Below are 24,004 nucleotides of genomic sequence, written 5' to 3' on the forward strand. Positions count from 1 at the left end.
CCTGGAATTTGGCGGGCCTGGCGACCGCCTAAGCGCTACCAGGGCTTGCCTATAAAACCAATGAGTCCATACATAGCAGCTGGCGCAGCCTGCGTCCGCCTGTAGGAGCGAAGCTTGCTCGCGAAGAACGATAACGCGGTGTGTCAGAACTGACGCCTTCGCGGGCAAGCCTCGCTCCTACAGCAGTCGAACGCAGGCTTCGCCAGCTGCTACAAATCGCGTTACACGTATGCGCGCGATACTCAGGCAGTGAAACCAACGAGCCCTACATGATGTCTCTTTCTTTAATCGGATCAATCGCTTATTTGTAGCTAGTCTTTAGACTGTATTGAACGGCAGTCGGGCAGGGTGCCCGGTATAGGGAAGTGGATGAACAAGCTCATTGTCGCAATAGCTGTGCTGACATTGGCAGGGTGTACCACTGGCGCAAAGACTCACGCGGTGCGTGGGGTCAGTGGTATCGAAATCGATTGTTCTGGATTGGGCTCTGGTTGGGAGAAGTGTCAAAAGAGGGCGGCCAAGGAGTGCGGTGTGGCGGGTTACAAGGTCGTGGCAAGGTCCGATGATGCCAAAGATGAGGATGAATTTCCTTTTGGTTTCAATCCGGCGGGCTATCTGACACGCACCATGCTGGTTATCTGTAGGTGAGTGCGCAAGGCGGAATCGGCGTTCTGCTGGTCTGAAATCGGGCGTCTCATGGTTGATAAAGATATGTCGGAAGTCGGGCTGTTCAAATTCATCCGGGCGTGCTAAAACCTTTGAAGCGCTGATCTAGCTGCTTGAAAAAGAAGGGAAAAATATGACGAAGTCGGAGTTGATCGAACGAATTGTCACCCATCAAGGGCTGCTCTCATCAAAGGATGTGGAGCTGGCCATCAAGACCATGCTTGAACAAATGTCCCAATGTCTGGCCACCGGTGATCGCATCGAAATCCGTGGTTTCGGCAGCTTCTCGCTGCACTATCGTGCGCCTCGCGTAGGCCGCAATCCAAAAACCGGTCAGTCTGTCAGTCTCGACGGCAAGTTCGTTCCTCATTTCAAGCCGGGTAAAGAGCTCCGGGATCGTGTGAATGAGGATGAGGACGAGGGCGAGGGGCTTTGACAGTCTTCATTCAAGGAGCGGCTCATGCGTAACCTCAAGCGCATACTCCTCGGCGTCTTTGTTGTATTGCTGGTTTTGGCGGTATTGATATTCATGCTGGAAAACCAACAGTCAGTTTCGCTCCTGTTCCTGGGGTGGACCGGGCCGCAATTGCCGATGTCGGTAGTTATGGTCCTGGTGCTGCTAACAGGGATGGTGATCGGTCCGATCCTTGGCTGGTTCGCTCGCAAAGCCAGAATGTCACGCAAGTACCGCGCCTGACTGCGACAAAGACGGGGTTGGCATCGAATTTGTGCCACAGTTTGTCTATATTCATTAGTAAAACCTTTATTAAACTGTAAAATGTTCCGCCTGCCCGAATAGCAGCTCATTCTCCATTCGGTTCAGGCTGACTCTTTCAGAAGCCTTTGCTAAACCAGGCGGCTTCTGCATTTATGGATTAGGCAGTGCTCGGTAGGCAGCCCTGTCAGCAACTCAAGGGTATGGTTTCGCGTGAAAATTCTAGTAACCGGCGGTGCCGGATTTATTGGCTCTGCAGTCATTCGTCACATCATCTCCAATACTGCAGATTCCGTAGTCAATGTGGATAAGCTGACCTACGCTGGCAACCTTGAGTCGTTGGCTGAAGTGGACCAAAGCCCGCGCTATGTGTTCGAGCACGTCGACATCTGCGATCGCGAGCAGGTTGACCGCGTCCTTCGCGATCATCAGCCCGATGCCATCATGCATCTTGCCGCTGAATCTCATGTTGATCGCTCAATCTCCGGTCCTTCTGAGTTCATCCAGACCAACATCATCGGCACCTATACGTTGCTGGAGGCTGCGCGCCAGTATTGGAGCGCGCTGGATGAGGAGCGCAAAGCCAAATTCCGCTTCCACCATATCTCGACTGACGAAGTCTACGGAGACCTCGAAGGTCCGGAAGATCTCTTCACCGAAACCACGCCATACCAGCCAAGCTCGCCGTACTCGGCCAGCAAGGCCAGTTCCGACCATCTGGTTCGCGCCTGGAGCCGTACCTACGGCCTGCCGACCCTGGTCACCAACTGCTCGAACAACTACGGCCCGTGCCACTTCCCTGAAAAGTTGATCCCACTGATCATCCTCAATGCACTGGAAGGCAAGCCGCTGCCGGTCTATGGCAAAGGTAATCAGGTTCGCGATTGGCTCTATGTCGAAGATCATGCCCGTGCCCTGTACAAAGTCGTGACCGAAGGCGTTATCGGCGAGACGTACAACATCGGTGGCCACAACGAAAAGCAAAACATCGAAGTGGTGCACACCCTGTGCGCATTGCTGGACGAGCTGCGTCCGGACTCCGCTCATCGCCCGCACGTCAGTTTGATCACCTACGTCCAGGATCGCCCGGGCCACGATCAGCGCTACGCGATCGACGCGAGCAAAATTCAGCGCGAATTGGGTTGGGTGCCTGAAGAAACGTTCGAAACCGGTATTCGCAAGACTGTCGAGTGGTACCTGAACAACACTGAGTGGGTCGCTCATGTGAAGAGCGGCAGCTATCAGCAGTGGATCGACAAGAACTACGCAGATCGTTCGAACAAAGCATGAAAATCCTCTTGCTGGGAAAAAACGGCCAGGTGGGCTGGGAGTTGCAACGTTCCCTGGCACCACTTGGCGAGTTGATTGCCCTGGATCGTCATACAGTCGATGGTTTGTGCGGTGACCTGTCGGATCTCGACGCATTGCGCGCCACGATCCGCCTGGCCAAACCCGATGTCATCGTCAATGCTGCGGCCTATACCGCTGTCGATAAAGCCGAGTCCGAGACCGAGCTGGCTGATCGCGTGAACAGTCAGGCAACTCAGGTCATGGCTGAAGAAGCTGCGGCTCTGGGCGCCTGGCTGATTCACTATTCGACTGACTACGTCTTCAGCGGCCAGGGTTCGACGCCATGGCGGGAAACAGATGCGGTCGCCCCCGTGAATCACTACGGCGCCAGCAAACTGGCTGGCGAACAGGCAATAGTCGCATCTGGCTGCAACCACCTGATATTCCGCACCAGTTGGGTCTACGGTGCTCGCGGCAACAACTTCGCCAAGACCATGCTGCGACTGGCCAAGGATCGCGAGACCTTGAGCGTAATCGCTGATCAGGTCGGCGCTCCTACCGGTGCCGACCTTATTGCCGACATCACCGCGTTGGCCATTCAAAAAGTCATGCGCAGCCCTGAGCTCGCTGGCATTTATCACTTGGCCGCCAGTGGTGAAGTTTCTTGGCACGGCTATGCTAGTTATGTGATTGATTTTGCCCGTCGCCGGGGTGAACAACTCGTGGTGACCGAGGTCAATCCAATCGAGACCACGGCCTATCCAACACCGGCTCGCCGCCCTCTGAACTCGCGTCTGAACACTCAGAAGCTGCACGACAATTTCTCTCTACACTTGCCGGAATGGCAAAGTGGCGTAGCCCGAATGCTTATGGAAATCCTGAATAAATGACCACGAACAATCGTAAAGGCATCATCCTCGCTGGCGGCTCAGGTACGCGCCTGCACCCGTTGACCCTTGGCGTGTCCAAGCAGATGCTGCCGATCTACGACAAACCGATGATCTTCTATCCGCTATCGGTATTGATGCTCGCGGGCATGCGCGAAATTCTGATCATCTCTACCCCGGAAGACTTGCCGTGCTTCCGTAAGCTGCTCGGTGACGGAAGCCTGTACGGCATCAAGCTGACTTACGCCGAACAGCCTAGCCCGGACGGTCTGGCGCAAGCGTTCATCATCGGTGAAGAGTTCATTGGCAAGGATCCTTGCTGTCTGATTCTGGGCGACAACATCTTCTACGGTCAGCACTTCTCGGACAACCTGCGCTCCGCCAGCTCTCAACAGCATGGCGCTACAGTGTTCGGTTATCACGTGTCTGACCCCGAGCGTTTCGGTGTGGTTGAGTTCGACGCCTCCGGTCGCGCCCTGAGCATCGAAGAAAAGCCGCTGAAGCCCAAATCCAGCTATGCGGTCACCGGCTTGTACTTCTACGACAACCAGGTTGTCGATATCGCCAAGAACATCAAGCCATCAGAGCGGGGCGAACTGGAAATCACCGATGTTAACCGCGCGTACCTCGAGCAGAACACCCTGAATGTCGAAATGCTCGGGCGCGGTTTTGCCTGGCTGGATACGGGGACTCACGACTCGTTGCTCGAAGCCAGTCACTTCGTGCACACGATCGAGCAGCGTCAAGGCTTGAAAGTGGCGTGCCTGGAGGAGATCGCCTACAACAACGGTTGGATTACCGCTGAGCAGTTGGGCGCTCAGGCCGATAAGCTGAAAAAGACAGGCTATGGTCAGTACCTGCAAAAACTGCTGGATTTGGATTCCCTCTGAGTCGAGAGGGTTCACTTTCAAACCTAGCGTTTAATCCGTGCAAGCAGGAATAGCATGCCAGTAAAACATCCCAAGGTTGCAGTTTTGCTGGCTGCGTACAACGGAATGCAGTGGATCGAGGAGCAACTGGTCTCGATTCTCGGCCAGTTAGCGGTCGACGTTACCCTGCACATTAGCATCGACCCCTCCACGGACGGCACCGAGGCATGGTGTGAAGCTTATGCGGCTGAGCATCCAGCAGTTGTAGTGCTTCCAGATTCCGATCGCTTCGGCGGAGCATCGCGCAACTTCTTTCGGTTGATCCGGGACGTTGACTTCGATGGCTACGACTTCGTCGCCTTTGCCGACCAGGACGACATCTGGTATCCCGACAAGCTGCAGAGAGCAACCCAGGCGCTGCAGGCTCGTGGAGTAGATGCCTACTCCAGTAACGTGACGGCGTTCTGGCCAAACGGCAGAACTCAGCTGCTGGATAAGGCACAGCCTCAGGTCGCCTGGGATTTTTTGTTCGAGGCAGCGGGACCCGGCTGCACCTATGTCTTTAGAAAGAACCTGATAGAAGCCTTGAAAGGTTCGATGCTCGCCAACTGGCAGCAACTGCAGGGTGTAACTTTGCATGACTGGTATTGCTACGCCTTTGCGCGTAGTCATGGTTACCGTTGGTATATCGACCCGGTACCCAGCATGGATTACCGGCAGCACGAGCGTAATCAGGTTGGTGCCAACACCGGCCTGAGTCCTTTGATCGCTCGTTACAAAACCATTCATGACGGCTGGTGGTTCAGTCAGGTGCGCCTGATTGCAGATCTGGTGGGGCAGGGGGCGAAGCCCTTCGAAGGCGTTTTACTGCAATTGCGGCGAACGGAACTGATGAAACTGTCCTTCAGTGCCTGGCAATGCAGGCGCCGGGTACGGGACAAGATTTTCTTCTTTTTTATCTGTTGGGTCACCGCGTTGATAGGAAACAAAGCTCAATGACAGCCCCAAAGGTATTGGTCACGGGGGCGGGCGGTTTCGTGGGTGAGGCGCTGGTTTTCAGGATGTTGGTGGACAAACGGTTCACCCCGATCGCAGCGGCTCGTAGCCCCACGCGGTTGCAGGGTTTATGTCCCGTTGTGCCTTTTGATCTGAACGATCCTAAAGCGTTGTCTGAGCTGAACGATATAAGTGTGGTCGTCCACGCCGCGGCCAGAGTTCATGTGATGAACGAAATCGCTTCTGACGCCTTGACCGAGTTTCGCAAGGTCAATGTGGAGGGCACTCTTCGGTTGGCAAAGCGTGCCGCTGAATCGGGAGTCAAACGCTTCATCTTCATCAGTTCGATCAAGGTCAATGGCGAAAGCACCCTTCCAGGCAAGCCGTTCAAGGCTGATGATGTTCCGGCACCGGTGGATCCTTATGGCATATCCAAGCACGAGGCTGAACAGGCCCTGAGGCAACTTGCTCGTGAAACCGGAATGGAAGTGGTGATCATTCGCCCACCATTGGTCTATGGGCCGGGGGTTAAAGCCAATTTTCTGAGTATGTTGCGCTGGCTCAACAAAGGTATTCCGTTACCGTTGGGAGCAATCCGGAATCAGCGTAGTCTTGTGGCGATCGGAAACCTGGTGGACCTTATAATCACCTGCATCGATCATCCTGCTGCAGCGAACCAGACCTTTCTGGTCAGTGATGGCCAGGACTTATCCACAACCCAAATGCTACGTCGCCTGGGCAATGCGCTCGGGACGAAGGCCCGGCTCTTGCCATTACCAGAGTGGTTGCTGGTAGTGGCGGCAGCGGTATTGAGAAAGCAATCCGTTGCTCAACGGATCTGCGGGTCATTGCAGGTCGACATCAGCAAAAATCATGAATTATTGGGGTGGACGCCACCCATCAACATGGACGAAGCCATGCGCCAAACCGCAGGTCACTATCTGGACGCGCAGACGAAATGACTTTTTTGTGGCTGCTACTTGCAGTATTCGTTATTTCCTGGGGGCTGACGCTTATTTTACGCCGTTATGCTTTGGCCAAGAGCTTGATGGATATACCAAACGAGCGCAGCTCTCACTCTGTGCCTACTCCTCGGGGTGGAGGTGTAGCCATTGTTGTCTCCTTTCTATTGGCGCTTCTGATCCTTCGCGGTCTTGATCTGATGAGCCTGGCGACGCTCTATGGTTTGCTGGGGAGCGGTTTGTTGGTCGCGATTATCGGTTTTGCCGATGATCACGGGCATATCGCTGCAAGGTGGCGCTTATTGGGGCATTTTGCTGCCTCGATTTGGGCGTTATATTGGCTGGGAGGCGCTCCTTCCATCACGCTCTTTGGTGCTACCGTTGAACTAGGATGGATTGGGAATATTTTGTTTGTGCTGTATTTGGTCTGGATGCTGAATCTTTACAACTTCATGGATGGCATCGACGGCTTGGCCAGTGCTGAGGCGATCAGTGTCTGCCTCGGAATGATTCTGGTCTATTGGTTTGGCGCAAACCTCGAACTGGCGTGGGGGCCGCTGGCTCTGGTGGCAGCAGTCGCGGGTTTTCTCTGTTGGAACTATCCGCCGGCGAAAATTTTCATGGGAGACGCAGGCAGTGGTTTTTTGGGGGTTGTATTGGCAGGGATGTCCATTCAGGCAGCCTCTAAGTCGCCCGAGTTGCTCTGGAGCTGGTTGATCATGCTTGGCGTTTTCATTGTTGATTCGACGTGGACCCTGATCCGCAGGCTTTTGCGAGGTGAAAAAGTATATGAAGCCCACCGCAGTCATGGTTATCAATATGCCTCTCGGAAGCACCGTAGCCATAAAGCAGTAGTGCTGGCATCTATCACTATTAATTTGGTATGGCTGATGCCGCTATCGATCGCAGTAGCAAGTGGGTGGATTTCTGGGCTTTTTGGTATGGTCGTGGCTTATGCTCCACTTCTATTTATCGCGTGCGCCTACAAAGCTGGAGAGTCGGAGCAAGTAGTGTAATTAAAAAGCGTCAGAAACACATGTCAACACAGGATTGCATAGTTGTCTCTCTTGTAGGACGTCTGAGAATATGCCTGCTGCTGATGTTGTGATATTTGCAGGTCGCTAAGTTGCATTGGTTAGGAGTTTCGATTTGATGAGTGATTTATTCGGTATGGTGACTTCAAAGATTTGGCAAGTCGTAATGCGTTTTTTTCGAGGCGTGCGCTTTTTTCTGGCTAAGTCTAAAGCGTTCATTCGACCCTTTTATCAAAAGTTTCCTTTCCTTGTGTGGGTTCGTGTTCGTATACATTTGTTTTTCAAGCGTTTGCGCGAAAACATAATGTTGGTGATTAATTCGCGAAATAATACCAAGGCTATACAGGTTATATTGGATCGGCGTTTCTCACCGCGGCAGAACTCGTCAGTCGCTCAGGCTCAGCCAGTTATTGATGTGTCGGTAGTGACGTTCAATAGCGGCAAGTGGATTGATGGTTTTTTTGAATCATTAAAGGCGCAGAGTTACCCCCTCAGCAAATTGAATATGTTCTTTGTTGATAACGGGTCTTCGGACAGCACCCTCGAAGCATTGCAGCGTTGGCAGGCAGTGCTGGGTCAGGAAGTGGCTGGTTTCGACATTCTGAAAGGCGACAATGTGGGTTTTGGTGCCGGGCATGAAAAGGCAATCCAAAAAGGGAATGCTGAGTATTTTCTTGTCAGTAATGTCGATATCGTTTTTGCCAAAGACGCTATAACCAGAGTGGTAAACGCTGCGCTGGCTGACGCCAAGGCCGAGGTGGCGTCCTGGGAGTTGAGGCAGGCACCTTATGAGCATCCTAAATATTACGACCCGGTAACGTTGGAAACCAACTGGTCGTCCCATGCTTGCGTACTCGTGAGAAGGTCGGCTTACGTTGAAGTCGGTGGCTACGAGCGCGAGATCTTCATGTATGGCGAAGACGTCGAGCTGTCCTATCGCTTCAGGTCCTTTGGATACCAACTCAAGTATGTCCCGTCTGCAGTCATCTATCATTATACCTATGAGCATGAGCATCATATAAAGCCGATTCAGTATACCGGCAGCACGCTGGCCAATGCTTATATCCGGCTACGTTATGGGAATCTAAGCGATAGAGTGGGTGGTTTTATCTTGCAGTGCCTGCTTTTGCTCCGACCAGAACCCTATGCTGGCGCTCGTCGCGATGTGTTCAGGAACTTCGGTGTGATATTCAAGAAGGCTCGGCATTTTATGCGTGGTAAGGGGCCGAGTGAAAACTGCTATTTCCCTTTCAGGGGATTTGATTATGAAATGATAAGGGATGGGGCGTTCTGGGAGGTGGGTGAGCCCTTGGCCGAATATCCTCTTGTTAGTGTGGTGACACGAACGTACAAGAATCGGGGAGAGTTTCTCAAGCAGTCCATGATATCGGTGCTTAATCAGACTTATCCGAATATCGAGTTGATAGTCGTTGAGGATGGTGGTTCAACGATGAGCGCTGTGGTGGCCGACTTTGAATTTCCGGAGGGAATGAAGGTCAGTTACTACTCCCTCGATAAGGTCGGCCGGTCGGTTACCGGTAATTATGGCTTGGAAAAGGCTGCCGGAAAATACTGTATGTTTCTCGATGATGATGATTTGCTTTTTGCGGATCATGTCGAGGTGCTTGTTGGTGCGTTAGCGAAAGATCCTGGTGCTGTAGCAGCATACTCATTGGCAATGGAAGTCGGTACTGTTGCAAGTGGCGTGGACGAGAAATATTTTGAGGTGAGTCATGATGTTCCTCATATCCTCAAGCAAGAATATGACTATGACGTTCTGTTAGATCACAACTTTATAGCGATCCAGTCTCTCCTTTTTCAAAAGGATCTCTACTTGGAGCGGGGTGGATTTCAAACCGATATGAGTAGTCTTGAAGACTGGAACCTTTGGTTGCGGTATGGCTATGGTAATAAATTTGTTTATGTGCCAAAAACAACGTCTTTGTTTAGAACCCCAGGCGACCCCACTGTACGAGTGGAGCGGCACATGCAGTTGCATGAGGCTTACTATATTGCCAAGAATCACGCGGTGAAGACGTGTAAGAGTTATACCTGAGTTCGTGCTTTTAGCGGTTTCGGCATTGAATTTTGAAAATTGAGTCACTCCCTGTGAGTGGCTTTTTTTTTGCTCCGCAATATTTTGGCTTTTATCGAGATGCAGGGGCGGCCCTTTAGGTAAGCAAATCAGTCTGTTTTGGCGGGCGGAGGCCTAAGCCAGGATGATTTGGAACGGTGCGCCGTCTGTGTCCCGCCAACGATTCACTCCACCCCGGATGTGCTTGAGTTTGAGGTGCTTTTCGCTCTTGGCGGCAGGGGCTTGAGCCTTTCTTGTTGGGGGTTGCGGCCAGGCCGTACGTAAGAAATCTAGTATTTCTGAGCTGTTTTGAATGTTATGATCAAAAAATGTTATAAATCAGTCGTGACTGGCTTCGCGCTTGTTTGCTCTGGGTCAGTGACCGCGGCTGTGGTTCGGTCGGCCCAAGGGGGCTAACGTCGTCGATGTGTAGTCGTCGCGGGAGCCGGGGAGTGGTCATTTGCAGTGTTACCCTTTTATGTAGGCCTATGGTTGTGGCCGTCTTACAGGGTTTTCGGATTAGTGCAGATAATTTACTTGTTTGGAAGTGCGTTGCTGAGAGTCAGCATGCCCATAGGATTTTTTGACGCATATGCTAAATATTAGTGATTTGTCATCAGTGGACAAACAAAAAGTCTTCGACTATCTCAAGTGGAACAGTTTCCGTTCCGAGAAGTACAAGGTTTTATACGTTAGTACCCCCAAGGTTGCGAGTACTTCCCTGAAGTGGTGGTTTGCGTCACTGGAAGGTTGTTCGCAGGCCTTGCGCGGCGTCGGTGAGGCTGCGGGAAGCAATTCTGATCAAGTTGTTCACGAGTTTCACAAGGTTGCGCCCCATGTCAGCGGGCTGGAAATAAACGACCTTTTGGAACCTCTTCTTTCTGATACATATTTTCGATTTGCCGCCGTACGAAACCCTTATAAGCGCATCTTCTCTGCATGGCAGTCGAAAATACTGTTGCAAGATCCGGAGCAGGTCGCATCGTATCCAAAGTTTGAGTTGTTACAGCAGCCGGTAAAAAGCGTAGCGGATGTTGCTTCGGCTTTTGAGGCGTTTCTGGAGTATCTCGCTAGCAATAGCGCATCTTCACCTGAAAAAGATTTTTGGGCGCCTCAAGCCGCGCTATTGCGTCCGGATTTGATCAATTATTCCTTGTTGGTCAAAATTGAAAATTCCTCTGAACTCCATAAAGCATTATCGGAGCACTTCGGTGAGCAGGCCACCGATCCTTTCGCAGAGCCTTCGCCAAGTGAAAATGTCATTCCCTTTCTTCCTGCTTTTATAACGGAACGAAGTGCAAGTTTGATTAAAGAGTTGTATGCCGAAGATTTTGATGTCTTCGGATATGACAGGCAGGTACCAGAACGTACAGAAGCGTTTACGGTAGAGCAGTTGGATCTCGCGTTTGACGCGGCCAGGCTGATTCGGGAAAGTCGTCAACAAATAGGTGCGCGCGCCCTTCAAATCCAGGACTTGACTCAACAGATCGAGGATTTGAATCAGCGAATTGCGTCATTGAATCCGACTCTGTTCGAACGTGAATCGCAGTTAAAAGAGCTCATGGGTTCTTTGGTTAAGCGTGACCGGCATATCGCCAGTCTTGAGCAATCTGTGGGTGTGCTCAACAGGCAGTTAGTCGATCTCAAAGCCGTTTTGGTTGATCACGAAAAAGAGAATGTCAGTCTGAAGGCTGATCTGCTCAAGACGCAGCAGGAACTCCAGGCATTACTCTCTTCGCATTCCTGGCGTTTAATGTCGTCTGTGCGCATGGTTTCAGGGTTTGTGCGAGATTCCGTCCATAACGTCAGAACGCTGACGTGGAGTAAAGTTGTCGACTCGTTAAGGCGTCGTCGAGAGCTTTATAACGAAAACACTCTTCGTGAGATTCAAGAAAGCGGGTTGTTTGATCCGGATTATTACCTGGCCAATAATGCAGATGTGCGTGCAAAAGGCACTGATCCACTCAAGCACTACATGCTCAAGGGCTGGATAGAAAATCGCAATCCTTGCGCCGCTTTCAGTCCTTCGAATTATCTGTTGGCCAACCCTGATGTTGCCGAGGCTCAGGTCCATCCGCTGCTTCACTACATTCAATGCGGACAGCTCGAAGGTCGTCCAATCAGATTGCCAGTTCGCATTTGCGAAATGACGGCGGTCAAGCGTCGTCCCGTCGGGCGCAATGCGGTTTTCAAGCCGTATGGTGAATATACACCGATACCGGTACTCAACGCTGTGCTCGAGGCACAGATCGAAGCCGTCAAAAAGTCAGGATTGTTCGACGAGAAGTACTACCTTGCGATGTACAGCGATGTACCGGAGGTCTCGGTAGATCCGCTCAGGCACTACTGTGAACAGGGCTGGCGCGAAGGTAAAAATCCTTCCATGGACTTTGATACGCGCGCCTACCTCGCACTTTACAAAGACATTCAACATATTGGTCTCAACCCGCTTTGGCATTACATTGTCACTGGTGCGGCGGAGCATAGAATAGCGGTACCGGATGCACTCATTAATCACGAAAACGACATCCGTTTTGGTGAAGTTAACAGCGACATCAAGTTGCTCGCGTTCTATGTATCGCCTGACTGGGAGGCGTTGCGTAGTGCCAGATTCGCTGCCAAAGGCAATTCGCAGCGACCACGTCCTGACAAGATGCTTGGGTTGTATGATGCGTTGGATGGGCGTGTGCTCACCCAGCAGGCACTCAGTGCCAAAAGTCATGGCTTTTTTGGCTTTTGCTTCAAACTGAGCGCAGATACGGTTGTGCAAGCGTCGCCACAGCCTCTGGACATTTTTCTTGCCCATACAGAAATCGACTTTAATTTCTGCGTTCAAATAGATTTGCATCAGGAAGGCCTGGCGAACAACTTGATTACGCCTGTTGTTGCAGTTCTAGCTGATAAGCGATGTGTGCAGGTTGATGAGCGACCCGTCATCGTGGTTAAGCTCAATGAGTACGACGAAGACATCGTTGATTCAATTCGCAAGCTACGTGAGCGATTGAATGAACTGTGTGACGGCGTGTACCTGATTGCTCAGTTTGGTTTCGCGGGTTCGGAAGAGTTGGCGCAGGACCTCGATGGTTTGTGTGACGCCGCGCTTGATCTTTCTGCAGATCCTGTGCCGGGCGAAACTGGCGTATTTCTACCGCAAAACAAGAATGGGATAGATACCGTTCCGTATAACCTTGTTGCTTCGCAAGGGATCGTGCGAGCGCAGAAAACACATCTTCGTACTACTCCGGTTTTCCACGCTATTTCATTAGGGCGTGATGAAACTGCGCTTAAGCAATATTCTCCTCTGGTGTATTCGCGCTTTCATATTCGTGACTATGGACGTTGGCTTGACGCGGCGATCAGAGGCGCGAGAAAGGCTCTCCCCGAGGATCGCCGTCTACTGTTCGTGAATGCCTGGAACAATTGGCAGGAAGGGCTTTTCCTTGAGCCAGACAGTATCACCGGTTTTGGTCGGCTGAACGAAACAACCCGCGCTTTGCTGGATATTGATTCCAGTATTGTTATGCCAAAGGTTTCGGTAATTGTTCCAAATTACAATCATGAGAGCTACCTTGCTCGTCGGCTGGATAGTATTTATGGGCAGACTTACAAGAATATAGAAGTCATCCTGATGGATGACTGTTCGACTGATGATAGCCGTTCGGTGTTAACCAGTTATGCGGAAAAGTACCCTGACATAACGCGTCTGTTATTTAATGAGACGAACTCGGGTGGCGTTTTTCATCAGTGGGCTAAGGGGATAAAAGCGGCCACAGGCGACCTGGTATGGGTCGCTGAAAGCGATGACTACTGTGATGAGCGTTTTCTGGATGCGCTCGTCAGTTGTTTTGATGATGAAGCGGTCATGCTCGCGTACTCAAAATGTGAGTTCGTAACCACCGACGAAGTCGTTATGCCGGACCAGTTCCTTAGCTATGTAAGCGATCTGGAATGCGCGAAAAAATGGACAAGCTCCTATGTAAACACGGCGCATAACGAAGTGCGTTCGGCATTGGGTATCAAAAATACAATACCTAACGCCAGCGGCGCGATTTTCAAGCGCCCCGTTGATATGCCACTGTTGGATGATCAGTCGTGGCTGTCAATGAAAGTTGCCGGTGACTGGGTCTTCTATTTGCATATCCTGCGCGGTGGAAAGATTGCTTACTCCACTGAGGGCACAAACTTTTTCCGTCGACATTTTGCAAGTACTGCCAACACCACTTATCGCAAAGAGGTCTTTTATCGCGAGTTGGGGGTGGCGAACAGAACGGTCCAGTCCCTCTACAATGTACCGTTGTCGGTGCTTGAGTCTTGCGAGGAGACCAGTAAGAAGCTGTACGATCACTATGTCGGGGGTTCCGCAGAAGAGTTTTTACGCTGGTACGATCATGATTCGATTATTCGTGCCAGGGCTGATCGACTGCCGAACGTGATGGTTTCGACCATCGGCTTCTATCCGGGTGGTGCCGAGATTCTTCCCATTCGATTGGCAAACGAGTTTAAGCGCCAAGGTATTTCCGTTTCCTTGTTTAGCGCCGGGATACCAAAGCGCGAAGATGGTGTTCGCAAAATGCTGAGAAATGACGTGCCTGTGATCGAGACGTCTAATATCGAATCAGTGAAAGCGATCATTCACGATTTCGGAATTGAAGCACTCAATAGCCACCAGTGGTACGTTCAGAAGTATCCGGTTGATGTCCCGGATGTTTTTTCCGAGCTCGGCGCCCATGTGGCGGCTCTGCACGGGATGATTGAACATGGCAACGGGGTGACCGATGAACAGCTGCGCATTGCTGACAAAGGCGTCAGTACATGGATCTACACCGCTGAGAAGAATCTTGTTCCTTTCTCGGATATCTCACTTTACGACAAGTCTTCTCCTCGTTTCGTCAAGGTTCCTAATGGCTTGCAGCCGCCGGAAATCGTTCCAATTTCGCGGGTGCAGATGGGTATACCGGACGATGCTTTCGTATTGTGCTGTGTCAGTCGTGCGATACCCGATAAAGGCTGGAACGAAGCTATCCAGGCTGTAGAGCTTGCGCGATCACTTTCCGGTCGTGACATCCGTATTATATTGGTCGGTAATGGCCTGGTGTACGATGAGTACTGCCAATCAGGTGCGCCGGACTTCGTTTACCTGGCTGGCTTTAGCGATAACTCTGTAGGCCATTATGCTGCCGCAGACATGGGCATCATGTTATCGACCTTCAGGTCCGAGAGTTTCCCTCTGACCATTGTCGATTGCCTGTTTGCCGGCAAGCCATACATCGCCACAGACGTCGGCGACATCAAAAACATGTTGACGATAGAGAGCGGCGTTGCCGGGGAGATTATCGAGTTGGAAGATTGGGTAGTCCCAATCGAGAGCACGGCCCGGGTGATTGCGGCGTTCGCGACAGATGAAAGGAAATACCAGGAAGCCGTCGGCTTGGTGAAAGACGTCTCTAGTCGATATCGAATTGACGCGGTTGCCTCTCAATATCTTCGTTTGTTCGAGCGTGACATTCAGCTGCATAGGGCGGAGTCGGCGAAGGCTGAAGTCTCAAGCATTCCTGTTTAAGACCTGTAGCCGGATTTACTGCAAGCAGGACAGCTAGCATTAAGGGGGACTCACTGAGCAGGTCTGGCAGATTGCCAGACCTGCACTGAGAGCGAGGCGGACGCCTCTGGCAATTTGGTCAGCCGTCTCGCTTGACGTATCATTAGCTGTCACAGTGTGTTCCGTTAAATATTAAAGTGTAGGTCGTTGCAATGGTTGGTAAGGAAGGGGGAGGTGACGCCCGCCTTGTCTGCTGCTGCACAAGTTGGCAGTTCCGACCATATCAAGCGCTGGAGGGCAACGTTGAATAATTCCGAGAACACTTCCCCTAATCCCGTTAAGCGGTCCCTGGTTCTGGGGGGGCGCGGTTTCATAGGCACCCACTTGATAGACGCATTGCTCGATCAGGGGCATTTTGTGCGCTGTTTCGATCGTCCTAACGTGGTGCCGCTGGGTGAATCCCACTCCAATCATCCTAATTTCGAGCTTTGCGAAGGCGACTTCACCAGTGAGGCCGAAGTCGCCCGGGCATTGGAAGGTTGCGATGTTTGCTATCACCTCGTGTCTACTACGCTCCCCAAGTCTTCAAATGCTGATCCCGTCTTCGATGTGGAGAGCAATGTCGTTGCGACCATCCGTTTGCTAAACCTTGCGGTAAAGTCCGGCCTGAGGAAGATTATTTTTATCTCCTCCGGTGGCACGGTGTATGGCGACCCTACGCAAGTACCTATTCCAGAAACCCATGCCACTGACCCGGCCTGTTCCTATGGAATTGCCAAGTTGGCGATCGAGAAGTATCTGGCGCTTTTTCATCGCTTACACGGCCTTGACTATACTGTTCTACGTCTTGCAAACCCGTTTGGTGAGGGGCAGCGCACCTATGCCAGCCAAGGCGCGGTTGCCGTATTTCTTGGTAAAGCCCTGCGTGGCGAGACGGTTGAGATTTGGGGTGATGGCACGGTGGTACGTGACTACATACACGTCTCTGATGTGGTGCAAGCGCTGTTGGCATCGTTGACGCGATCCGGTGAAGAACATGTGTTCAACATCGGCTCAGGGCGCGGACATAGTCTCAATGAAGTACTTGATGCGATCGAGAGAGTCACGGGGCGAGATGTAAGTCGTCATTACGTGTCGGGTCGTGGGTTTGACGTGCCTGTAAGTATCCTGGATATAGAGCGTGCCAAACAGTCTTTAGGGTGGGGTCCTGCCGTGAGTTTTGATCATGGATTGGAGCGCTTTGCCGCTTGGTTATTGGAAAATCCGGAATAAGCACATTGATTTAGCGATGGGACTGCAATTGTACGAGGCGGGTGGGTATGAGGCGTCAAATCGATCTGTAGAGCGTCACCATCCGGCTGGGTTGTGACGAAAGAAAAGCCCTTCCAAAATATTACGTATAAGAGCGCCGATTTGTTAGATATGTTTGCACCCGCGAACATCATCAATCAAATCGGCGTTGTTGTTTCTGCATGCCCTGTCATCCGTGAAAGACCTTTTACGCTGCAGTACCTGATTTGTCGGTGATATTGGCAGGTGCGTCTTATAGGTAGGGCTCAATAGACAAATTGTTTTTCTTTCAAGAGTTTTCGTGTGGTTGAATTAACCTGTTTAACCCACCAGTCATCAAAACGAGAGAGTGGTACTGCTAGTGCAATTGAAGTGGTGGCGGTTACAATAAATACGATAATTAAGCTTGATGTATTGCTGATTTCGTGATTTGCAAGTTTAAGATATACGTAACTTGATATCGAGCAGATCACAAGAGTGTGGACAAGATACAGTGGGAAACTAATTTTTCCAATGCCTCTTAAAAGTTTTCCATTCAGGTTTTTAAACACCTTTTGATTGGTCATGGTTGCGAATATTATGCAGGCGGAACCCAGTGTGTGGAGTAGGGATTGGGTGTGCACTTTCATGATAACCGGGATGGCTGAAGCCCATGCGTATGATTTTTCCGGGATTATATAGCCGAGCATGTATAGCCCAAAAATAATTAGCGCTATGGATGCATGGAAAGGGATTTCTTTTTTGTTTTTGGCTAGATAGGCAGAAAGAAATGTGCCGGCAACAAAGGGGAATATGAAGTCGTTATAGAATAGTGCTGATATTGAAATAATTATAAAGGCGTAAATCAGGTAGCGATATCCGAGTATTACGGAAATAAAGCATGCGAGCATAAAGACAATCATGCTGCCGAAAAACTCGGCTTTCATAGTCCAAAGGTTTGTATTGTAAAAGGCTTCGCCAGTGAAAAAAGTTGTCATCCCCTGCGTTAGCGCTTCCCAAAAGCTTGGCTCAAACCCTGGCGTCCATCCGTGAGCAAATGTCGCAAGCCATGGGCTCAAGCTAAGTTGCGAGGCATCATGGAAGTAATAAAAATCAAGCTTGAATAAGCAGTAACTTGCGACAGTGGTAATCGTTACGATAGCGGCCAGTCTGGGAAATCTTTTAAGAAATGCCAGGAGAAGTTTTTGCGGGTTTTCATGATTGAAATAGGACCAGCATAAAACAAACCCGGAAAGTGTGAAGAAAAAACCGACAGCCGCTGTGCCGTTTAAAAGAGCAAAATATGGCTGCCCTAGTAAGCTGTCTTTGTCTCGTGTTTGCTCTGATAATCCTGTTGTGTATGGGGAAAACGCTAAAAAAAAATGGTGAACAAGCACAATAAATGCAGCTATTCCCCTATAGGCTTCAAGAGGGAATAGTCTATTGCTTCCGTATTCCAATTTTGTTGACATGCCAGGCCTTGAATATTTATCGTTTGAGCTATAGGTGCGGGATGATAGGCATATTCATTTGTTTTGGCTAGCCTTGGCCCATAGCTTTGGGGGGGGCTTGCAGTCGGAGTCGTCTCTCTCCGCGCTGCGAAAATTTTCACACGGCTGCCGGATTTGTTGAGGGGCACGTCAAGCGCAGGTGGGTGAATGCCGTCACCATGATGATCAGTTCAACCGGGGGCTGCGAGGCCAACGATAGAATTGGGGAGGGGGCTGGTTTTGGATACAGATAGACCTTTTCGACTTTTGCGTCGGGTCGCATCATGGGATGCCGACTCCGGAAAGAAATCGGGAGCGCAGCATTCGAGTTCAGGTGGTGGGATTGTGTCTGGGGAGCATGAAGTGGTTGGGTCTGCGCTGCCGTGTCTACGCGGCTACTTTCATAAAGAACCTACGTTTATCTTGACTTGATAAAGTGGGTTTTTATGAGTTCACCGGTTTATTAGCTTAATGAGGCTTGCAGACGCGGAGGAAAATATTAGTGTCCAAAATAAGCTCGGGTAACTGTTTCGGGATCCGAGTCCATTTTTATTTTGCCGTGCTCCAGCCAAATGACCCGATTGCATGTATGCAGCACCAGGTCGCGGGAGTGGCTGGCTATCACCAAAATGCTGGTGGCTTGGACCAGTTCGTTCATCCGAGCTTCTGCTTTGTGCTTGAAGCCTTCGTCCCCTACCGACAGCCATTCGTCCATGATCAATATTTCAGGTCTGATGGTCGTCGATACCGCAAAGGCCAGGCGCAAGTGCATACCGGAAGAGTATGTGCGAACCGGCATGTCAATGAAGTCACCCAGTTCTGAAAACTCAATAATTTCGTCGAGTTTTTCTGCAATATCACTTTTTGTCATCCCGAGCAGGATGCCGCGCATGAAGATGTTTTCCCTGCCCGATGCCTCCGGGTCTATCCCTAATGAAATATCAATGAGGGAAGCGACTTCACCGCTGATACTGGCGGTGCCGGCGGAGGGGGCGTATACGCCGCTCAGCAGTCTGAGTAATGTGCTTTTGCCAGCGCCGTTATGACCGAGCAATCCAACCCGGTCTCCGTCATTGAGGGAAAAAGTAAGGTCTTCCAGTGCTCTGACGATCACTCGGCCTTGCTCGTTGGCACTGAGTTTGCCGCCTGTAGCGACTTGAATCAGTCGCTTTTTCAGAGAGCGAGCACTTGCGTTATAGATAGGGAAATCAACGCATGCGTTATGAAATTCAATAAAAGCCATAATAGTTTTCTTCTTAGAGCCAATAAGCAATGCGACGTTTATAGAGGCCATAGATGATGATCGCTATGCACCAGCCAAACAGAGCCATGCCCCCGGCCACGCACCAGCTAACAGTGCTCACATCCTGTCCGAGCAAGGGAGCCCTGACGATTTGTATGAGGTGATAGATGGGGTTCATATCCAGTAAATAGGTGCCGGCTCGGCCAGGTAGCAGGCTTGGAAGCCACATGATTGGCGTCAAGTAAAAGGCAATTTGCAAGACGCTCGCTATGATCTGCGGGAGGTCGCGATATCGAGCGCATAAAAGGCTCAATATCAAGCTGATCCATGCCAGATTGAGAACAAGCAGTGCAAAGCCCGGGATACTCAACAGCGCGCCAAGACCCAATGGTTTCTGAACAGCCAGCAGCACAAGCGGGAAAATGACAATGTTGTGCGCGAGGATCAAAGTATTGCGCCATATTGTGCGTAAAATATGCACGAATAATGGGATGGGGAGTTGTTTGATAATGCTTTCTGCGGCGATGAGGCTGGTGCAGCCCTCTAATACGCAGGTAGAAATAAAACTCCAGAGAATCATACCTGCTGCGAGAAATGGCAGGAATTCTTTCATGGGGGAATTAAATATTTGGCCAAATACGAGGCCAATAGTACCAATCATAACGCCCATGCTGATGGTAAGCCAAAACGGTCCGACAGCAGAGCGCCTATACCGTTGACGTACATCCTGCCATCCGAGCATGCCTACCAGAGAATAGCGCTTTACAGCCGTCGCTATGTCTGCCATGGCGGCGGTAATTGAGTTGTTTAGCATTCGAAACACCGGGTTGTCAAAACAGTCGATGATTGTAATCTTGTAGGAGGGTGCAGTGTCACTTTTTCCATCCCGTCTAGTTTCCAGTTTTTTATGATCGCGGGATGTACTCCACGCAAAGTGCCCCTCCCCCTGCTGCAAGGAGGGGGTGTAAAGTCTGTAGCTATTTCGTGTGGCGTGCGCGCACTCGGCGCGTTCGCTACCATGACAAGCTTGAACTATCCGTTCAAAAAGCATTGCTTGCGTCGAGCGGTCCTGTTGTGCTAGTGCTCAGAAATAAAGTCTCTGCCCGATAATTTGCACTTTTTCTATCATCCCACGGTCAGAGGTGAACGCCCAAGAAAATTCCCTCACTCCAGAAACGCATTTTGAGCTAATTCGCAGCGTCTGATCGTAAGCGCTCGCTATAATTCGCCTACTCGAAAGCGGGCAGAGCGATTAGCTCATGGTTGGCGACGAGCAGTTCCATGGCAGCAACGTTTCGTGGTTTTCAACCGAGTTTCGCGTCTGGCGTTGTCTGTCTGGCAGGCCAGTCAGAGGGGCGAATTATAGCGGCGCTTTCAGTAAAATGCTCCTTCCTGGACCCTGCCATATGCAAGTATTGGGCGATCTCGTCCTCATTGAGGTTACAATGCTGATCGACGACTGCGTAAAAGGAGGGGGCTGCGTGCTCGAAAGCTTGAATGGATAAAGTACGGAGAGTTTTGCTTGGTTTGCCTCGCAGGCAAAAAAGACTGATACAAGTCGCCACCGATGTGGTTTTGGTGTGGGTCGCTTTGTGGCTGGCCTTTATAGTCCGCCTCGGTATCGACGACATTTACAATCCGCTAAAGACCCATTTCTGGCTCTTCGTCAGTGCCTCGATTATTGCCATCCCCCTTTTCGTACGCTTTGGCATGTACCGCGCCGTCATGCGCTACTTCGGTAATGATGCACTGATTGCTATCGTCAAGGCGGTCAGTCTGTCCTCGCTGATCCTCGCCGTGGTGGTCTACTGGTACAGCAATCACGAAGTCGTGGTGCCGCGCTCTATCATCTTCAATTATTGGTGGCTAAGCCTGGTAATTATTGGCGGCCTGCGCCTGTGCATGCGTCAGTACTTCATGGGCGATTGGTTCACCGCTGCGCAGCATGTACCGTTTGTCAATCGAGACGATGGTTTGACCAAGGTCGCCATTTACGGCGCTGGCGTGGCGGGCAACCAGTTGGTTGCAGCGTTGCGCATGGGGCGCGTGATGCGTCCTGTGGCGTTTATCGATGACGATTCCTCTATCGCGGATCGTTCGATTGCCGGGTTGCAGGTCTATAAGCCCAAGCATATTCAGCAGATGATCGACGTGACGGGTGCTCAGGAAATTCTTCTGGCGTTGCCGTCTTCGACTCGTGCGCGGCGTAGGGAGATTCTCAATTTTCTGGAGGACTTCCCGCTCCATGTGCGCAGTGTCCCGAATTTCACTGATCTGGCCAGTGGTCGGGTCAAGGTGGACGACATTCAGGAAGTCGACATTGCTGACTTGTTGGGGCGGGATTCGGTGCCGGCTCAGCCTGACCTCTTGGCTCGATGCGTCAAGGGCAAGACGGTTTTGGTGACGGGGGCGGGCGGCTCGATCGGTTCCGAGCTCTGTCGTCAGATTTTCTCCCTGGGGCCAACTACGCTGTTGTTGTTCGATCATAGCGAATTCAATCTTTACAGCATTTTGTCCGAGCTCGAGCATCGTATTGCTCGTGAGTCGTTGCCTGTCCGGTTGTTGCCGATACTGGGGTCGATTCGTCATCCCCATAAACTTCTGGATGTGATGAAGACCTGGAATGTAGACACGGTTTATCACGCGGCGGCCTATAAGCATGTGCCGATGGTTGAGCACAACATTGCCGAAGGTGTGCTGAACAATGTGATCGGGACGCTAAATACCGCTCAGGCTGCGTTGGAGGCTGGTGTTGCAAACTTTGTGCTGATCTCGACCGATAAGGCCGTACGCCCTACCAATGTCATGGGCAGCACCAAGCGGCTGGCCGAGTTGACCTTGCAGGCTCTCAGTCGTGAGTTGGCGCCGGTGTTATTCGGGGACAAGTCCAACGTGTCCCGGGTCAACAAGACCCGTTTCACCATGGTGCGGTTCGGTAATGTGTTGGGCTCATCGGGATCGGTTATTCCGCTTTTCCACAGCCAGATCAAGTCGGGCGGGCCTTTGACGGTTACCCATCCGAAGATTACCCGATACTTCATGACCATTCCCGAAGCGGCACAGCTGGTAATACAGGCCGGTTCCATGGGGCAGGGCGGTGATGTGTTTGTGCTGGACATGGGCGAGCCAGTCAAGATAGTCGAGCTGGCGGAGAAGATGATTCACCTGTCTGGCCTGAGCATTCGCTCGGAGAAAAACCCGCACGGCGATATTGCCATTGAGTTCACTGGGCTGCGTCCCGGGGAAAAGCTTTACGAAGAGTTGCTGATCGGCGACAACGTGTCCGCTACCCGGCATCCGATGATCATGAGCGCCAAGGAAGATCATTTGCCTTGGGAGGCGCTCAAGGGCAAGTTGATGGAGTTGCTGTCTGCCGTTGAGCGGGATGATTATTCGCGAGTTCGCCAACTTCTGCGTGACACTGTCAGTGGTTACGCCCCGGATGGTGAAATCGTCGACTTGATTTACCAGCAGCGTCGCCTCGAACCCTGATTGTTACACACGCTGTAGCGGACGCGTTTTTGACAGAGTTGTCCCATGGCCAAGGTTTGAGAGGCAGCTTCTGAAAAGCTGTTCTTCCTTATCAATGTCATGGAGCGTCACTTATGGGTACAGGCTACTTCTACTCTCTGTTTTGCCCTGATGACCAGCGCTTCTATTGCTGCGCCTGTGGTCAAGTCCGACACAGTTACCGCGTATGCTGCAGGCCGAAATACCGCTAAAGCGCTGGTTCGGTGCTGCCTCTCACCTGTCATGCAGGCTTTTGAGGCGCGATGAATGCACTACGCCCCTTACTTCGTACTGCGCCGATCACGGCATACCCTACCATGCGCAATCCAAAAAACCTCTTTGCTGACTGATACCAGCCCACCTTGCTTCGCTATTTTGACGGCTGGCCACAACATAACGGAAACCTTTCGGCAATTCTGGTCCAGTTCTTTGAAGACGGTGAGTTGATCGTACGTTTGGCCGGCGACAGCTTCGACCTGGCCGTCATCACCTGGCTTCGAAGATACACCCGAGGTCATCAGGCAGCTGACGCGCATCGCCCGCCTAGGTCTGATAACTCGTCGCTGAGATTCAGGGGTAGTCGATCGCGACGATGTACACGAACTGTTCGCCAGTGTATGGGGGGCGCTGCTGATCAGATACAGTTTTAGGTCCAGTCGTCAGTGCCTACGATGTGGAAGGGCGATGCCCTGTCATGCTCGTCTTCGATCGTCACCCGCGTGCAGAAGTGGACTTTGTTTGGGGCGTAGGGGTGATCGCGTTCGACTTTTAGGCTTTTCACGCGCTTGGTCAGAAAGCGCACCCGACTGTCGATCTTTCGCAGTTTTTTTTGTCGTAGGTGTGTCGGAGAAACTCGGAACAAGTCCTCAGATGTGCTTGAATACGCCATGACTACCTGACCCGAGCCCGGCATGAACCAGATGAGCTGTTCCGATTTCGAATACGCCAGCAAGTGTAAGCAACCCGGGCGTGAACGCTTTCTGGCTGAAATGGCGTGGGTGGTGCCCTGGAGCGGATTACTGGCGCTGATTGAACCGTACTTTCCCAAGGTGGGTGATGGTCGTAAGTTGTATCCTCTGGAGACCGTGCGGTCTATTCATTTGCTGCAAAACTGGTTTTTCTTGAAGTGATCCGACGATGGATGTGTTCCATGAAATTAACTTGCTACGCCAGTTCACCCGGCTCACGCTGGGCGATCCGATTCTTGACGACTCCACCATTTTATTTCGGGTCGCTCATTAAAATGTTATTCGAGTTTGAAGTGGCAGGGCTGCAATATCCGAAAGATCACAAAGTTATTAGAATGGCCGCGGCTGGACAGCGGTCCACAGTTGATTTCTCTCGTGTCATGAATCTACAGTCGTGCGTTTGTTTTACTGGGCGCGGGCTATGGTCGAACTATCAGCCGAATAAGTTTTATCGTGTCATGGATGCTTTGGTGTTTCGAGTCTCTCCGGCAT

General features: G+C 51.4%; 16 protein-coding genes and 2 pseudogenes. 15 read left to right on the top strand and 3 right to left on the bottom strand.

The window, feature by feature from the left end; all coding sequences use genetic code 11:
* Window positions 1–369: 369 nt before the first annotated feature.
* From ACM6IR_RS16025 to ACM6IR_RS16080, 12 genes are all read left to right on the top strand, one after another.
* On the top strand, window positions 370–648 hold the full coding sequence (locus ACM6IR_RS16025) for a hypothetical protein (protein WP_414908635.1): 279 nt from the start codon (window positions 370–372) through the stop codon (window positions 646–648).
* A 151-nt stretch (window positions 649–799) separates the two neighbouring features.
* The gene (gene ihfB, locus ACM6IR_RS16030) at window positions 800–1,102 is read left to right on the top strand and encodes an integration host factor subunit beta (protein ID WP_414908636.1); all 303 of its coding nucleotides are present in this window, start codon (window positions 800–802) and stop codon (window positions 1,100–1,102) included.
* A gap of 24 nt (window positions 1,103–1,126) precedes the next feature.
* Window positions 1,127–1,363, top strand: coding sequence for a lipopolysaccharide assembly protein LapA domain-containing protein (locus ACM6IR_RS16035; RefSeq protein ID WP_414908637.1), 237 nt, complete (start codon window positions 1,127–1,129; stop codon window positions 1,361–1,363).
* A 231-nt stretch (window positions 1,364–1,594) separates the two neighbouring features.
* On the top strand, window positions 1,595–2,671 hold the full coding sequence (rfbB, locus tag ACM6IR_RS16040; protein ID WP_414908638.1) for a dTDP-glucose 4,6-dehydratase: 1,077 nt from the start codon (window positions 1,595–1,597) through the stop codon (window positions 2,669–2,671).
* Window positions 2,668–3,561 (top strand): dTDP-4-dehydrorhamnose reductase, encoded by an 894-nt coding sequence (gene rfbD / locus ACM6IR_RS16045; protein WP_414908639.1) that lies wholly within the window; start codon window positions 2,668–2,670, stop codon window positions 3,559–3,561. Before rfbB ends, rfbD begins: the two co-directional genes overlap by 4 nt.
* Entirely contained in the window at window positions 3,558–4,448 is an 891-nt protein-coding gene (gene rfbA / locus ACM6IR_RS16050) for a glucose-1-phosphate thymidylyltransferase RfbA (protein ID WP_414908640.1), read from the top strand. The genes rfbD and rfbA overlap by 4 nt, the downstream gene beginning before the upstream one ends.
* 54 nt (window positions 4,449–4,502) lie before the next feature.
* Window positions 4,503–5,426 carry a glycosyltransferase gene (locus ACM6IR_RS16055; protein ID WP_414908641.1) on the top strand — a complete coding sequence of 308 codons (924 nt, stop codon included), beginning with the start codon at window positions 4,503–4,505 and terminating at the stop codon, window positions 5,424–5,426.
* Window positions 5,423–6,385 (top strand): UDP-glucose 4-epimerase family protein, encoded by a 963-nt coding sequence (locus ACM6IR_RS16060; RefSeq protein WP_414908642.1) that lies wholly within the window; start codon window positions 5,423–5,425, stop codon window positions 6,383–6,385. Before ACM6IR_RS16055 ends, ACM6IR_RS16060 begins: the two co-directional genes overlap by 4 nt.
* On the top strand, window positions 6,382–7,401 hold the full coding sequence (locus tag ACM6IR_RS16065; RefSeq protein ID WP_414908643.1) for an MraY family glycosyltransferase: 1,020 nt from the start codon (window positions 6,382–6,384) through the stop codon (window positions 7,399–7,401). The genes ACM6IR_RS16060 and ACM6IR_RS16065 overlap by 4 nt, the downstream gene beginning before the upstream one ends.
* 136 nt (window positions 7,402–7,537) lie before the next feature.
* A complete protein-coding gene (locus ACM6IR_RS16070; RefSeq protein WP_414908644.1) occupies window positions 7,538–9,475 on the top strand; it encodes a glycosyltransferase family 2 protein in 1,938 nt (645 codons plus the stop codon).
* Between the two features lie 610 nt (window positions 9,476–10,085).
* Window positions 10,086–15,053, top strand: coding sequence for a glycosyltransferase (locus ACM6IR_RS16075; RefSeq protein ID WP_414908645.1), 4,968 nt, complete (start codon window positions 10,086–10,088; stop codon window positions 15,051–15,053).
* 213 nt (window positions 15,054–15,266) lie between these two features.
* Entirely contained in the window at window positions 15,267–16,304 is a 1,038-nt protein-coding gene (locus ACM6IR_RS16080; RefSeq protein ID WP_414908646.1) for an NAD-dependent epimerase/dehydratase family protein, read from the top strand.
* 284 nt (window positions 16,305–16,588) lie between these two features.
* Here the strand turns inward: ACM6IR_RS16080 and ACM6IR_RS16085 are convergent, their stop codons facing one another.
* The 3 genes from ACM6IR_RS16085 to ACM6IR_RS16095 form a co-directional block, all read right to left on the bottom strand.
* Window positions 16,589–17,773, bottom strand: a complete 1,185-nt coding sequence (locus ACM6IR_RS16085; protein ID WP_414908647.1) for an acyltransferase family protein — start codon at window positions 17,771–17,773, stop codon at window positions 16,589–16,591.
* Between the two features lie 517 nt (window positions 17,774–18,290).
* The gene (locus ACM6IR_RS16090; RefSeq protein ID WP_095130189.1) at window positions 18,291–19,034 is read right to left on the bottom strand and encodes an ABC transporter ATP-binding protein; all 744 of its coding nucleotides are present in this window, start codon (window positions 19,032–19,034) and stop codon (window positions 18,291–18,293) included.
* A 13-nt stretch (window positions 19,035–19,047) separates the two neighbouring features.
* On the bottom strand, window positions 19,048–20,085 hold the full coding sequence (locus ACM6IR_RS16095; protein WP_414908648.1) for an ABC transporter permease: 1,038 nt from the start codon (window positions 20,083–20,085) through the stop codon (window positions 19,048–19,050).
* A 446-nt stretch (window positions 20,086–20,531) separates the two neighbouring features.
* On the opposite strand from ACM6IR_RS16095, the gene ACM6IR_RS16100 reads away from it, so the two are divergent.
* The 3 genes and pseudogenes from ACM6IR_RS16100 to ACM6IR_RS16110 form a co-directional block, all read left to right on the top strand.
* The gene (locus tag ACM6IR_RS16100) at window positions 20,532–22,526 is read left to right on the top strand and encodes a polysaccharide biosynthesis protein (RefSeq protein ID WP_414908649.1); all 1,995 of its coding nucleotides are present in this window, start codon (window positions 20,532–20,534) and stop codon (window positions 22,524–22,526) included.
* Window positions 22,527–22,807: 281 nt separating this feature from the next.
* Window positions 22,808–23,111: pseudogene (locus ACM6IR_RS16105) on the top strand (class I SAM-dependent methyltransferase).
* A gap of 344 nt (window positions 23,112–23,455) precedes the next feature.
* Window positions 23,456–23,768: pseudogene (locus ACM6IR_RS16110) on the top strand (IS5/IS1182 family transposase); the annotation flags it as partial.
* Between the last annotated feature and the right edge of the window lie 236 nt (window positions 23,769–24,004).

The sequence above is a fragment of the Pseudomonas sp. IT-P253 genome, assembly GCF_949768125.1.
Lineage (GTDB): Bacteria > Pseudomonadota > Gammaproteobacteria > Pseudomonadales > Pseudomonadaceae > Aquipseudomonas.